Origin of the sequence: Corynebacterium amycolatum, from assembly GCF_016889425.1 — a bacterium.
GTDB lineage: Bacteria > Actinomycetota > Actinomycetes > Mycobacteriales > Mycobacteriaceae > Corynebacterium > Corynebacterium amycolatum.
Window position 1 is genome coordinate 1005420 of sequence record NZ_CP069513.1, and the last position, 12926, is coordinate 1018345.

Genomic DNA, 12926 nt, shown 5'->3' on the forward strand with positions numbered 1-12926 from the left:
TAGAGCGCTGACACGGCAAAAGAAGTCAAGAATCCAACAGATTTCAGAATAAGGAGAAAAATCATGGCTGAACGTATTTACGGCATCGATCTGGGCACATCCAATAGCGCAATTTCCTACGTGGACTCACTGGGTGTTCCTGTCATTCAAGAAAACCTCGACGGAGATCTGTCGACACCAAGTGTGGTGTGGTTTGAATCGAAGGCCAATACCGTTGTCGGAAAGCTGGCACGTGAAGAGAAGCTCTTCAGCCCCAATGACGTCATCGAGCTGGTGAAGCGGAGCATCGGCACCGATAAGAAATGGAATTTCAGCGGGAAGGCGTATACCCCGGAGGAGATTTCTTCATTGATTTTGCGCTCGTTGGTTCCAGACGAAGCAGCTGACGACGAGATTTCGGCAGTTATTACTGTGCCGGCATATTTTGGTGCGAAGGAGCGCGAGGCAACTCGCAACGCAGGGCAGATTGCTAATTTCAATGTGTTGGAGCTGGTAGCAGAACCGGTTGCTGCGGCCCTCTACTACGACTCCAAGCAGCCTCTAAAGGACAAGACCTTGCTGGTGTATGACCTCGGAGGCGGTACATTCGATGCCACGATTGTGCAGGGGATTGACAACACCTTCCGGGTTATTGCCACCGACGGTGATGCTCGACTGGGCGGTGCTGACTGGGATAAGGCGCTTGGTGAATTTATCCTGGATAAATTCATTGAGCAGACTGGTGACGAGGAGGCGGAAAACGATGAGACCTTCGTCGCTAAGTTGCATGAGCAGACGGTGAACTGTAAAGAGGCGCTGAGTAATGCGGAAAGCGCCACTGTGCGACTTGCCAGTGACTCTGGTTCCCGCGCCAAGATTGCCGTTACCCGCGAAGACTTGGAGCGTGTCACGGCGCCATTGCTCGAGCAGACGGAGATTCCTTTGACCCGTGTATTGGAGACGGCAAAGGAAAAGGAGCCGGGACTGACAATTGATGAGGTCATCCTGGTGGGTGGATCTTCGCGAATGACCGCCGTAACCAAACTGGTGGAGCGTCTGACGGGTAAGAAGCCACTGTTGGTTGAGCCTGATCTAGCCGTTGCTAAGGGTGCTGCCCTTGCTGCGATGATCAGCAAGCTCGGGGGAGTGGTTAATGCTGAGTCCAGCCCTGCTGTCCAACAGCAGTCAATTGCGCAGATCGCGGCTGAGACAGGGATTGACGCCGGGCAGCTAGCCGCGCTGTCGGAGAAGAAGGTGGCAAATGTATTGCCAAAGTCGATTGGCATTCGAGTTGTCGATCATCTGAACAACCCGTACATCGACTATCTGGTCAACCAGAATGACATGATTCCCCTGTCTGAGCCGGTGGTCCGGGAGTATTCGACCGTAGCTGATGGCCAAGAGGAAGTAGATTTGACGCTGTATCAGCAGGCCAGTGACGTTCCATCCGAAGATGTCGCTCTCAATGACATCATTAGTGGATCGGAATCTATGCTGACAGGTATCCCGCCGTTGCCCAAGGGTCAGCCAATTCAGGTTAAGTTCTTTGTAGCAGCAGACGGCATGATTACCGTGGAAGGCACTCACGTTCCATCGGGTCGCTCAATCGAATCCCACGTGCGCATTGGTGTGATGAATGAGGAAGAGATTTCGGCTGCTCGCACGACGATGATGAAGGTTTCTGTCAGCCAAGGAGATAACTGATGACCGACGATCGCACTCTAATCCCGGGCGTCGATGACATTGACAGCGGTGCAAATTCCGATACTGATGGTCGAAATCGGAAGATTCTGCTGTTCGTGCTCGCCATTCTGGTTGTCGTCATCCTGGCAATGGTGGTCTGGATCCTAAATTTCCGCTCTAACCAGCAGGATAACGCCGACGGGTTGTTTGAAACCACTGAAAGCACCGAAGTGGAAGTCTCGCCGTCCTACTATGTGGGCGATGATCAGGAACCAACCTCGACTACAATCGCACCGCCTGCCGACGATCGGTTCGTAGACCCAGAGGTCTTAGCGTCGACCGTTGATCCGACGTGCCCGATGCTGCAGAGTGCCTGGTCAAACCAGGGCTCCGATATGGACTGTGAAGCATATTACGAGGTAGTGCGGGCGCTCAGTAAACAGCGGCAAGAGCAAGGAACACTGCCAAAGCAGACGACAATCGAGATTGAGTATGACGGTCAGCCACTGACGATGGAATGCCAAGAAGTTTCGCCTAATTATGATTGCCGCTCTGAGTCTGGGATTCAGATTATGGTGGGTAATCTCGATGGGTCTGGGCAACGGAACCGATGACTAATCTTCCCCAGGTAGGCGATATTTTTGAGGGCTACGAGGTTGAAGCTCTCATCGGTGCCGGCAATATGGGGACTGTTTTTCGAGTACGAAATCCCAAGCTGGGCCGAAACGAAGCACTGAAAATCGTCCCACTGCCGGAAGAGGCCAGTGCTTCTAAGCGAATGGAGGCACTGTTCCAGAACGAGGTTTCTATCGCAGCCACTGTTCACGTTCCCAACGTTGTGACCGTGTTCGATGGCGGGCGAGCCGGGAACCTGCTTTGGTTCACCATGACTCTTATTAGCGGTAATTCGTTGGGCGCTGAACTGGCCGAATATCCGCCGCGCACTTTCGATAAGAGCGAGGTCATGTCGATTGGTGTGGAGATTGCTACCGCGCTAGATCGGCTAGCAAAGCACGAACCAGCGGTGATTCATGGTGATGTAAAACCATCAAATATCGTCGTAGAGCGAGATTCGTCGGGGCTTGTGTTAAGCGCGACGCTTGTGGATTTCGGTGTATCAACCGCCACTGAAATCGACAGTGTTGGCGTGACCAATCGTGTTGCCGGCTCATTGCCCTACATGGCGCCAGAGATCTTCACTAAGGGTTGCATTAGTGCAGCTAGTGACGAGTATGCGTTTGCGTGCACGATATTCGAGCTGTTGCAGGGATATAAGGCATTTCCAGCTACTGACGCGGCCAGTGCGCGGCAATTGCACTGCGGTAAGCGACCGGTTACCAACCTCGGTGCGGTAGTTGATTCGGTCTTCGCCAAGGCGTTGGCGGTTGACGCCGATGAACGCTACGAATCCTGCAATGCGTTTATTAGCGATCTCATTGCTGCGCTAAATGGTGGTGCCGTCGAGGTTCGCAATCCGAAGAACCGGAAGAAAGCCCTTGCAGCGTTCTCCGTAGTGGCATGTCTAGGCCTTATTGGTGGTGGCATTGTTGTTGCCGAACGTAGCGGCATTGGAGATGGCGGTCTCTTTAGTGCCAAGCACTTGGCACAGCCAGTAGCTATCGGAGGTTCTGCGGAACCGATGCGACTTCGCGCTCCCGATTTGGCGAAGGGGCCTCGGATTCCGGTGGGTGACCGATGGACCCTTACGTCGTTAAGCGACGTCCCCATCGGTGAGAAGAGCTGGCAGGGGATTCAGCGGATGGGAACATTCAACGGTGCTGCATATCACGCGACGCAGTTTGCTTCGGCAGATGAATTCTTGCTGCCATTTCGCCACGGTATTGATGAGAAGAAGCCGATTGCAGAGGCTGAAAATGACAAATGGCGGGGTGAAATTCTGGATGCCGTGAGCAAGAACCGGTCAGTGGCTGAACCAGCTGGCTCTGAAGTGGTGAAACTGCGAATGGAGCCCGATGGTCGCCGGCTGGATGTCCTACAAACGTCAGGCTCATTTCAAGCTGTGAACAGCGAAGGTTCCGAGGCAACACGGCCGATTAATTACTGCTTGGTTCAGCCGGCGGAAAGTTCTGCGCCATCCAGTCCCGAAGTGCTTCGTCCGGTATTTGTCGTTTTGAGTGAAGGCGATCCTTGTCCTGCTGCCTATGACACGGTGGCGGCGTGGGCAATGCAAACCACGACGAATTAAGCGATAACGCCGAGAATATTTGTTATATTTCGGATAACTATCATGAATGCCAGTCACTTCAGCCGTCGTTGGGCGATTCCCCCAGGAGCGTTGGGTAGGGTTCCTGATTCGCGGTTGGTGGCTGGTGGTGCGAGAGAAAGGCCTGGTCAACGTGACATCGCTCCCAACACTTGTGGTTGATAATTTGTGTGGGGATGCGATTGTTGCCAATCCGAGTGAGGGATTGACCATCGGGCGTGACGCCGACCTCAAAGTGGGCGAAGATAACCGCTACATGCACCGCATAGCAATGTATGTGTATGCGGAATCCGGAATGTGGTTTCTGCTCAATAACTGCGAGCACGTGACTGCAATGGTGCACATTCCGGAGGTGTCGCGGTCATTCCGGCTGGCTCCGCAACAGCGTTTTGATTTGAGCTACCCGGAGTATTTCATCCGCTTTTCCGTCAAGGATGACCAGTACGAAATTCAGATTAAACAGGATATTGAGCACGCCGATGCGAAGGTCGTGCTGCCAACTGACGGGACTGAAACCATCTCGGTTGGGGAGCTGCCGGAGCGCCAGCGTGCTCTGATCGCTGCATATGCGGAGGATTATCTGCGCGGCCGAATCGACACCATTATGGTTTCATGCACCGATGCCGAGGCCGGCCGAAAGCTGGGAGGCAAGACCGCAAAGGCAGTCGAGCATTACCGCACCGCACTTTTTGAATCCGCTTTGAGCAAGGGGCTGGTCTCAAGCAAGGAGCGGCAACGGGTTAATCAAAAGAGCCGTCTGCAGCTGGTAGTTGTCGCTGCAATCGAAGCACGATTGGTCACTGCAGACGACTTGAAACTGCTCGCTTAACGACGGTACTTGCGATAAGTCAATCCTTTAATTGGCGTGTTCACAGTAGTGGTTCGGCCGCCACGGGCATTCTTCGTCCACCGAACGGGCCCCATGCGATAGGAATATCCGAGGCCAGAACGCGATAGCGTAACCCGGGAGTTGCGGGTGGGGCGGAAGGTCTTTCGGAAGCTGAATAGTTTGAAAGCCATTGATATAAATCCATTCTCGGTGCGTCACAGACTGCCATGCGCTCTGACCGTGCTGCTTTGGACAGCATCGCTCTCTGACTGCATTGTGCCGGTGACATAAGCGGATAAATCGTGGTGCGTTTGATGGCACCACTGTCCAGATTTGGGCAGTCCAGCATGGTTTAGCTAGGGGAGAACTCCCCGGGGAGAACTCCCGTTTCTTTTGTGTCCGAGAGTTTTTAATCTGAGATCATGTTCACCAAGAAGATTTCCGCTGTAGCCGCCGCAATCACTGCCGCCACTGCGCTTGCTGTTGTCAATCCGTCCGTCGCCGATGCAGCTACGAACTACCCCAAGATCAACCGTGACTATGTCAGCTATTCCACAGACGGAGAAACCGTAGTCTGTGGTGGGTCGGTAAATCAGGACATGTTCCGCTGCCAGACCACAGCTAAGTGGGGTAACAAGAAGAACGCCCACAATCTGGTCACCTTTGATCTCGAGGATGCATCTGGAAGTTGGGAAGCCGGAATGAGCGGTGGAAATTGGGATGCCTCGCGCCCGCCATTCCGACTGAAGGAAGGGAAGAAGTACAGCTTCCACGGGATCGTGGTCCTGAATAAGAATGGCACCCTGTACTTCAGTTCTCCGTACCACGAGGTGCGCGGTGAAGTGACTCCGTATGAGTGGGAGATTATGGAGACTGACTGATATCCCGTGCAAATACTCCTTCTTGTCTGGCGTTTGGCTTAACGCGCAGGAGTAATTCATTCCAACATTCGTTTCCTCCCGGTGGCATTGCCGCCGGGAGCTTTTGCTGCCGTACGAGCAGTGATACCTCTCTCGACCAGGCTGTTCGCTACTGGCGTACGGCTATAGGGATTAATCTGTGTCGCGTCGCGTTTAAGCTAGGTGAAACAACCTTTATTGAATTACGGCAAAAATAGACACTTGAAAGGGCAGTGATGTTCGAGAGGTTTACGGACCGAGCACGTCGCGTTGTCGTCCTGGCACAGGATGAGGCACGCGAGCTCAATCACAATTACATCGGCACGGAGCACATCCTGCTCGGCCTGATTAGTGAAGGCGACGGTGTAGCTGCCAAGGCGCTGGAGTCCATGGGTATTTCCCTGGATGCTGTGCGCTCTGAGGTAGTCGACATTATTGGTCGTGGCTCCCAGCCGCCGAGCGGTCACGTGCCGTTTACCCCGCGTGCAAAGAAGGTGCTGGAGTACTCTCTGCGCGAGGCTCTGCAGCTGGGTCACAAGTACATCGGTACTGAGCACCTGCTGCTCGGCCTGATTCGTGAGGGCGAAGGTGTTGCTGCTCAGGTCCTGGTTAAGCTCGGCGCTGACCTGCCGCGCGTACGTCAGCAGGTTATTCAGCTGCTCAGCGGTTTCCAGGGCGATGAGTCCGATGGTTCTCCGGAGCAGCGTCCGGTCGGTGCTACTTCCGGCGCTCGTGTGCAGGAGGGTAACCACCAGTCGGGTTCGCTGGTGCTTGATCAGTTCGGTCGTAACCTGACCGTTGCTGCACGTGAGGGCAAGCTGGATCCGGTTATTGGCCGCGAGAAAGAAATCGAGCGCATTATGCAGGTTCTTTCTCGTCGCACCAAGAACAACCCTGTGCTGATTGGTGAGCCTGGTGTTGGTAAGACCGCCGTCGTGGAGGGGCTTGCACTGGACATTGTCAACGGTCGTGTGCCGGAGACGCTGAAGGATAAGCAGCTTTACTCTCTCGACCTGGGCTCGCTGGTTGCGGGTTCCCGTTACCGCGGTGACTTCGAGGAGCGTCTGAAGAAGGTGCTCAAGGAGATTAACCAGCGCGGTGACATCATCCTGTTTATTGACGAGATTCACACGCTGGTTGGTGCCGGTGCCGCCGAGGGCGCAATTGATGCAGCCTCGATTCTGAAGCCGAAGCTGGCTCGCGGTGAGCTGCAGACCATCGGTGCTACCACTTTGGATGAGTACCGTAAGCACATTGAGAAGGACGCCGCTCTTGAGCGTCGTTTCCAGCCGGTGAACGTGCCGGAGCCGAGTGTGGATCTCACTATCGAGATTCTGCGCGGTGTCCGCGATAAGTACGAGGCTCACCACCGCGTATCCATCTCGGACAAGGCTCTGGTTGCCGCAGCTACGCTCTCCGACCGCTACATCAACGACCGCTTCCTGCCGGATAAGGCCGTTGACCTGATCGATGAGGCCGGTGCTCGCATGCGCATCAAGCGCATGACTGCCCCGGCTGACCTGCAGGAGATTGACTCCAAGATCGCCGATGTGCGCCGCCAGAAGGAAGCCGCCATCGACGAGCAGGACTTTGAGAAGGCAGCTGGTCTGCGCGACAAGGAGCGCAAGCTGGGCGAAGAGCGCCGCGAGCGCGAGAAGAAGTGGCGTGCGGGCGAGTCCGACACCATCGCTGAGATTGGTGAGGAGCAGATTGCGGAGGTCCTGGCTTCCTGGACTGGCATTCCGGTGTTCAAGCTCACCGAGGAAGAGTCCTCGCGTCTGCTGCGCATGGAGGATGAGCTGCACAAGCGCATTATCGGTCAGGAAGAGGCCGTCAGTGCTGTCTCCCGCGCTATTCGTCGTACCCGCGCTGGTCTGAAGGACCCGAAGCGTCCGTCCGGTTCGTTTATCTTCGCCGGCCCGTCCGGTGTTGGTAAGACCGAGCTGTCGAAGGCCCTGGCGGAGTTCCTCTTCGGTGAGGAAGACGCCCTCATTCAGATTGATATGGGTGAGTTCCACGACCGCTTCACCGCTTCGCGCCTCTTCGGTGCTCCTCCCGGATACGTCGGCTACGAAGAGGGCGGCCAGCTCACTGAGAAGGTGCGCCGTAAGCCGTTCTCCGTCGTGCTTTTCGACGAGATTGAGAAGGCCCACAAGGAGATTTACAACACCTTGCTGCAGGTCCTGGAAGACGGTCGTCTGACTGACTCTCAGGGGCGAGTGGTGGACTTCAAGAACACGGTTCTGATCTTCACCTCGAACCTGGGTACCAGCGACATTTCCAAGGCTGTTGGTATGGGCTTCTCGGGCGTCGGCGAGGCCGATGAAGACGGCAAGTACGAGCGGATGAAGGACAAGGTCCACGACGAGCTGAAGAAGCACTTCCGTCCGGAGTTCCTGAACCGTATCGACGAGATTGTGGTCTTCAAGCAGCTGAGCCAGGCCGAGATTGTTCAGATGGTCGACCTCATGCTGGCCCGCGTCAGCGACCAGCTCGGTGAGAAGCGCATCACCATGGAGATTTCCGACCGCGCCAAGAACCTGCTGGCCAAGCGTGGCTTTGATCCGGTGCTCGGTGCCCGTCCGCTGCGTCGCACCATCCAGCGCGAGATTGAGGATCAGCTCTCCGAGAAGATTCTCTACGGTGAGGTTGGTCTCGGCGAGACCGTCTTCATCGATGTCGAAGGCTGGGATGGCGAGTCCAAGGACGTCGACAAGGCGAAGTTCACCTTCACCAACAAGGGCAAGGCCGGGAACGTTGATGCCGACGGCGGTGCTCTGGGGGAGTCTGAGGAAGACAAGGACGTTCTCGGCAGCGCTGGTACCAGCGAGTCCGATATCATCACCCCGGATGTACCGGGTGACGGCGGTTCCACCGCCGCTGGAACCGACCTAGAGTCCGGTTCGGACTCCGATGACGACGGCCACAACCCGCCACCGGCTGGTGCGGGTGCTGGCCAGCCGCTCTAAGAGGTTTAGCCGCTAGCAGTACCAACGAACACTGCCGCCCCAGTTCCGACTCCATTATGGGAGGAGGAACTGGGGCGGCAGTGTGTCTATATGCGGTCTTTCCTAAAAGCGCGGAGAGTTGTAGTTCTACTTGGCCACGCCGAGGTCGACCAATGCTTTCTTTGCTACTTCAGGGTCATCATTTTTGATCATGTACTCAACGATTCCCTGGTCCTCTGGGAGGATTTCCGCAACTGTGATGAGGGACTCCACTCGCTGCGCCTTGAATGTGGAACCGCGCGTTGATTCTGCCGGAATCTCAACGGCATCCAAGACGGGCTTGCCGTCACGAACGGCGGCGGTGGCGGCAGGGTCATCGGTGAAGACTACGTAACCAACGTCGGGTGCCTTCGTAGTATCCACGGAACAGTTGGTACCCATTGCCTGTGGGGCGGGGGCACTATCCGCACCATAGTAGCTAAACACCACTTCATAGTCTGTGCAGGCCCGCACGAAACTAGCAATCGGTTCGGGTGCGTGGTCGGCAGGGGTGAGGCCGCCAGCGGTATCCCCACCAGTGGCACCGGTAGCTCCACCGTTGGAAGCGCCGGGATTGGCAGGTGCTTCAGCGGCGGACTGTGCGGGAGCAGCGGACTCGTCTGACTTGTCACTAAAGAGCGCGTCTTTAGCTGCAACGTAGGCAATCGCTAGCACCACGATGCCCGCTATCACTAAGGGGAGGAGTAATAGCTGCTTCTTTACACTGAGACCTTTCGATGCGCCGCTGGTCTGAGCACCTGTCGTGCCCGCGCTGGAGTTTGACCTGGAGGTAGCAGTCGTATTTGCCGGAGATGCTCCAGTTTCTAGTAATGAGCCATGCTTGATGTAATGGCGATAGCCATTTTCCGCAATAGCCAGGTTTTGCTCGATGTGTGATGTGTCTTCTGCCCCATTAAAGCGGTCGGGCGAACCCGGGTATGCAAGTCGAATCATTATTCAGTCCACCACCGTGAATCAATGTCGGAATACAGGGAGCGCATCGCCCCTGCAAGCTCTTCCAAACTATTGCGATTGAGACGGTGCTTGTTTTCTTTCCATCGCTCAAAAAGCTCCGTCGACGACACTGCACGCGAGGCCTCCGTTCGTGCCTCTCGGCCTGCGGTCAGGGCCCACTGGGCAGCAAATTGCACACGTTTCGCAGCTTTTTCTGTGAAACCGCTCCACACTTTATATGTGTTGTAGAGCTGGGCCACGACGGCCCAGCCACCCTTGTAAGGCAGAACGATTACATTGGCGAGGTTGTCGAGTTCAAGGAACTCGAATTGAGACGGATCTTTCTTGTTGGCGGTCACGAGAATTCTTCGGTTGGTGACGAACGCTGCGCCATCGACTCCACTGGTTTTTGTAGCGGCGGCCTCGAGCACAATCTCGTCGACACCAAGACCTTCTACAACAGCGACGGCGGCAGTGCGCACAATCCCGGAATTACCGGCACGTTCAAGTGCGGCACCGAGATCTGGCCGGTCGGTCAATGCAATCTGGGATCCTGTCATGCACACGAGACTAGCAACACAATAAAAACCGCGCCTGACGTTCAGTACTATGACATAACTCACCCCAGGTGTGGGGTGGTGCGTGAAGTAACACTGACTCAACCCCGAAACCTCGGTACTTTGTGAGGATATGAGCCCTACATTCACCCCAGCAAAGTTTGATGATTCTTCGCTTTACAGGTTTGCCAAGTTCCCGTGGCCGGAACCGGCGCCGAGCAAAGATGAAGTGCGCCGCCACTCGTGGGGAATGACGTACAAGCACAATAAGGCGTTTGCGACCCCGCTAGGGGTTGAGAACATCAACGCAAGGGCGGTCAAGTACTACAAAGCATCTCTCGAGCAAAACTGGGGGGTCACCGGTGCCCAGGAAGCGCATCAGGTTATTGATGCCCTGCTTGAGGGCAACCAGCATGTGGAAAATGACCTGCTTTTACCGCTCGCATATGCAGTGAAGGACATCTCTGAGAACGAGCTCGAGGCAGAGATGGAGGAGCGGATCGAGTTTCTGAAAGACTTCTTTGTTGTCCAAGGCGTGGATCCGCGTGGTGCAGAACATAAGTTCCGCTACCTCGTACGGATGTTGCGCTCCGAAAACTTTGCCAAAGCAGCAGCCCCGGCATTGCCCGCCACTACTCGCGCATGGGACATAATCCGAATTCACAGCGTTGGTGGTGCGGCAACGGAGCTGGGATGGATCTCTCCAGAAGAGTTCCTTCAGATTTCCGATAAGGCCGTGGCGGCGTTGCAGCGCTACTTCGTGTCGTGGGCTGACGTAGCCGCAAGCTTCTGGTGGGGACGAATGATCTGGGCGAGTGATGGTGAGCCCGACGTTGCCGCTGCGATGAAAGACCAATCGCAACGGCTCACCGAGTTGCTCGCACACAGTGATTCACCTTGGGTTCGCGTGCCCTTGCATGACATCGTGGCCGAGGAACCATTCTCATCCTTAGACGGTCTGCACTAACTAGCTGTCGTCATTGTTCGGGATGCCGTGGCAGCGGCCGGTTTCATGAGCTCATTAGAATCGGTCACAAATAACGGATTGAGGCATCTATGGCGCAGGAACGGCGAGTTCAAGGGGCATCTGCAAGGCGAAGTTACCTTCACCAATATGGGGCAAGGTCGGTAACGTTGATGCCGATGGGCGGTGCCTTGGCCGATTCTGAGGAAGATGACGGGCGTTCTCGGCAGTGCTGACGGTATCCTGAGCGTTTGGATCTGGCGACATCAAAGCTACTGTCGATCAGGCCACTGCCGAGGCAGAGACCGAATCTGATAACTCCGAGGGAGAGAACTAAATGGGGATCCAATTTCGCAAGAAGCAGAACCTGGACAAGGACACGTGGCTGAACTACTCGGGTTCGGGAGTCTCTGGTTCGAAGCGTATCGGTCCGGTGACCATTAACAGCCGTGGCGGTTACACCGTCCGACTGGGCAAGGGCTTGACCTTCCGTGGTCGCTGGAAGAAAAAGTAGCTGTACTTGCTAGATGGAGGAAAGCGGCGGTTGTCGCCGCTAGTACCCCATTTTCTGATTCACCCACGCAAGCATCTCTTCGTGGGTGAGCACGTAGGCAAGGCCGTGCGTCCCATCACCGAGGTCAGTATCGACCTCCACGTAGGTGATGTCGGAGCCGGCCTTTTGCCATTTCTGCACAAGTTCGCGTGCCGACGTCACGGGTAGCACATCATCCAATGCGTTATGGGTAACGAATACGGGCATACTGGGAGTCTTTGTCCCCAGAGCTTGTTCTTCCACGTGGCGCCGAACGACGGGGGAGAGCTCCGGCGAGCGCAGATTTTCCGCTATTCCTAAGTCGTTGGCCGTGAATGCCTTGGTGTCATTGCGGGGCCAACGTTCGACAGTGGCGCCAATGCATTCATCGGCCGTGAGCTTCAGGAAATCCTGCCCCAGCGGGCTCAGCATGCGCTCGATCGGTTCTTTTGTCTCTGGGTACTCTGCAATCAAGCCGTTCATGAAGTAACCGACGAGCCCCGCCAGCGCCGAGCCGCGAATATGCAGTGCAGTGTCGGTGAGATCGGCCGGAATAGCCCCGGCGTAAACAGCGCGGATGTTCAGCTCCGAGGCGTACGCATCGGCTAGCTCGGCGGCTGCAGCGGTGGCGCCTCCGCCCTGTGAGTAGCCGAACAGCGCAATGGGAGTATCTGCAGGTAGTTGTAAAGTCTCAATAGCCGCTCGCGCCATATCGAGCGTGTTATTCCCGGCAATCTCACGGTTGAGATACGGATGTACCCCAGGCGTGCCGAGCCCCTGGTAGTCCACAATGGCAACATTCCATCCCTGTGCCAGCAGCTGAGGTGCCGGAGGCGTCGGAGGCGCTTCGTAACGCAGGGCGACCGAACTGGCACAGTTATCAGCCATGCCGAGAGTTCCAGGTGCAATTACTGCCAGTGGGCGCGGGGATTTCTCTGACCATCGGGCGTAGGGCTGCAAAATCGTGCCGGACACGGCTGTCTGGCGGTGGTCGCGTGCACCTGTGGAGGAAAACACGACCCGCTGTGCGCGTGCGGGCGTATTGACCGGAAATGGCGTCTTCGTAATTACCTGCCCCGGAGGCAATCGCTTCACCGTAGAAGAGTCAGAATCCGAAGAACCGAAGCCAGTCGCTCCTAGACCATCCACCGCCGAGCAACCACCGAGCGTTCCCACGCTAGAGCCCAGAAGAGCAACTCCAAGCACTGTGCTCAGCGCAATTCTGCGCTTACTAGCCCCAAAGAGACAGCGCTGGCGCTGAGGTCGATGGGGCGTGGCATTCATGTGTCTAATTCTAGGCAACGCACTTGTTCGAATC

General features: G+C 56.0%; 12 protein-coding genes. 8 read left to right on the forward strand and 4 right to left on the reverse strand.

The genetic code is table 11. The features are described from left to right. Positions 1-63: 63 nt before the first annotated feature. From I6J19_RS04390 to I6J19_RS04405, 4 genes are read left to right on the forward strand one after another with little or no spacing between them, the layout of a single operon-like run. A complete protein-coding gene (locus I6J19_RS04390; protein WP_016421465.1) occupies positions 64-1683 on the forward strand; it encodes an Hsp70 family protein in 1620 nt (539 codons plus the stop codon). After that, a complete protein-coding gene (locus tag I6J19_RS04395; protein WP_016421464.1) occupies positions 1683-2276 on the forward strand; it encodes a hypothetical protein in 594 nt (197 codons plus the stop codon). Before I6J19_RS04390 ends, I6J19_RS04395 begins: the two co-directional genes overlap by 1 nt. Further along, the gene (locus I6J19_RS04400; protein ID WP_016421463.1) at positions 2273-3868 is read left to right on the forward strand and encodes a serine/threonine-protein kinase; all 1596 of its coding nucleotides are present in this window, start codon (positions 2273-2275) and stop codon (positions 3866-3868) included. The genes I6J19_RS04395 and I6J19_RS04400 overlap by 4 nt, the downstream gene beginning before the upstream one ends. 46 nt (positions 3869-3914) lie before the next feature. Continuing rightward, positions 3915-4715, forward strand: coding sequence for a hypothetical protein (locus I6J19_RS04405; RefSeq protein WP_235191269.1), 801 nt, complete (start codon positions 3915-3917; stop codon positions 4713-4715). On the opposite strand, the gene I6J19_RS04410 is transcribed toward I6J19_RS04405, so the two are convergent. Then, positions 4712-4906 carry a DUF4236 domain-containing protein gene (locus I6J19_RS04410; protein ID WP_016421461.1) on the reverse strand — a complete coding sequence of 65 codons (195 nt, stop codon included), beginning with the start codon at positions 4904-4906 and terminating at the stop codon, positions 4712-4714. The two genes, I6J19_RS04405 and I6J19_RS04410, sit on opposite strands and share 4 nt — an antisense overlap. A 231-nt stretch (positions 4907-5137) precedes the next feature. Here I6J19_RS04410 and I6J19_RS04415 point away from each other — a divergent pair, with 231 nt between their 5' ends. Beyond that, positions 5138-5596 carry a hypothetical protein gene (locus I6J19_RS04415; protein WP_038626607.1) on the forward strand — a complete coding sequence of 153 codons (459 nt, stop codon included), beginning with the start codon at positions 5138-5140 and terminating at the stop codon, positions 5594-5596. 254 nt (positions 5597-5850) lie between these two features. After that, on the forward strand, positions 5851-8583 hold the full coding sequence (locus tag I6J19_RS04420; RefSeq protein WP_038626605.1) for an ATP-dependent Clp protease ATP-binding subunit: 2733 nt from the start codon (positions 5851-5853) through the stop codon (positions 8581-8583). Positions 8584-8709: 126 nt separating this feature from the next. On the opposite strand, the gene I6J19_RS04425 is transcribed toward I6J19_RS04420, so the two are convergent. Both I6J19_RS04425 and I6J19_RS04430 read right to left on the reverse strand, forming a co-directional pair. After that, complete coding sequence (locus I6J19_RS04425; RefSeq protein WP_038626603.1) at positions 8710-9555, reverse strand: hypothetical protein; 846 nt, start codon at positions 9553-9555, stop codon at positions 8710-8712. Beyond that, positions 9555-10115 carry a hypothetical protein gene (locus I6J19_RS04430; RefSeq protein WP_038626601.1) on the reverse strand — a complete coding sequence of 187 codons (561 nt, stop codon included), beginning with the start codon at positions 10113-10115 and terminating at the stop codon, positions 9555-9557. The genes I6J19_RS04425 and I6J19_RS04430 overlap by 1 nt, the downstream gene beginning before the upstream one ends. Before the next feature lie 130 nt (positions 10116-10245). Here I6J19_RS04430 and I6J19_RS04435 point away from each other — a divergent pair, with 130 nt between their 5' ends. Beyond that, on the forward strand, positions 10246-11079 hold the full coding sequence (locus tag I6J19_RS04435; RefSeq protein WP_038626599.1) for a DUF1266 domain-containing protein: 834 nt from the start codon (positions 10246-10248) through the stop codon (positions 11077-11079). Between the two features lie 334 nt (positions 11080-11413). Further along, positions 11414-11590 carry a hypothetical protein gene (locus tag I6J19_RS04440; RefSeq protein ID WP_005510144.1) on the forward strand — a complete coding sequence of 59 codons (177 nt, stop codon included), beginning with the start codon at positions 11414-11416 and terminating at the stop codon, positions 11588-11590. A gap of 39 nt (positions 11591-11629) precedes the next feature. Here I6J19_RS04440 and I6J19_RS04445 read toward each other — a convergent pair whose 3' ends face one another. Next, on the reverse strand, positions 11630-12892 hold the full coding sequence (locus tag I6J19_RS04445) for a lipase family protein (RefSeq protein ID WP_224786627.1): 1263 nt from the start codon (positions 12890-12892) through the stop codon (positions 11630-11632). Between the last annotated feature and the right edge of the window lie 34 nt (positions 12893-12926).

Excerpts from the sequence above, each read along its gene's own strand:
- I6J19_RS04435 (WP_038626599.1), top strand. The coding sequence starts at position 10,246 with ATGAGCCCTACATTCACCCCAGCAAAGTTTGATGATTCTTCGCTTTAC.
- I6J19_RS04390 (WP_016421465.1), top strand. The coding sequence starts at position 64 with ATGGCTGAACGTATTTACGGCATCGATCTGGGCACATCCAATAGCGCA.
- I6J19_RS04405 (WP_235191269.1), top strand. The coding sequence starts at position 3,915 with ATGCCAGTCACTTCAGCCGTCGTTGGGCGATTCCCCCAGGAGCGTTGG.
- I6J19_RS04425 (WP_038626603.1), bottom strand. The coding sequence starts at position 9,555 with ATGATTCGACTTGCATACCCGGGTTCGCCCGACCGCTTTAATGGGGCA.
- I6J19_RS04430 (WP_038626601.1), bottom strand. The coding sequence starts at position 10,115 with ATGACAGGATCCCAGATTGCATTGACCGACCGGCCAGATCTCGGTGCC.
- I6J19_RS04415 (WP_038626607.1), top strand. The coding sequence starts at position 5,138 with ATGTTCACCAAGAAGATTTCCGCTGTAGCCGCCGCAATCACTGCCGCC.
- I6J19_RS04410 (WP_016421461.1), bottom strand. The coding sequence starts at position 4,906 with ATGGCTTTCAAACTATTCAGCTTCCGAAAGACCTTCCGCCCCACCCGC.
- I6J19_RS04420 (WP_038626605.1), top strand. The coding sequence starts at position 5,851 with ATGTTCGAGAGGTTTACGGACCGAGCACGTCGCGTTGTCGTCCTGGCA.
- I6J19_RS04440 (WP_005510144.1), top strand. The coding sequence starts at position 11,414 with ATGGGGATCCAATTTCGCAAGAAGCAGAACCTGGACAAGGACACGTGG.
- I6J19_RS04445 (WP_224786627.1), bottom strand. The coding sequence starts at position 12,892 with ATGAATGCCACGCCCCATCGACCTCAGCGCCAGCGCTGTCTCTTTGGG.
- I6J19_RS04400 (WP_016421463.1), top strand. The coding sequence starts at position 2,273 with ATGACTAATCTTCCCCAGGTAGGCGATATTTTTGAGGGCTACGAGGTT.
- I6J19_RS04395 (WP_016421464.1), top strand. The coding sequence starts at position 1,683 with ATGACCGACGATCGCACTCTAATCCCGGGCGTCGATGACATTGACAGC.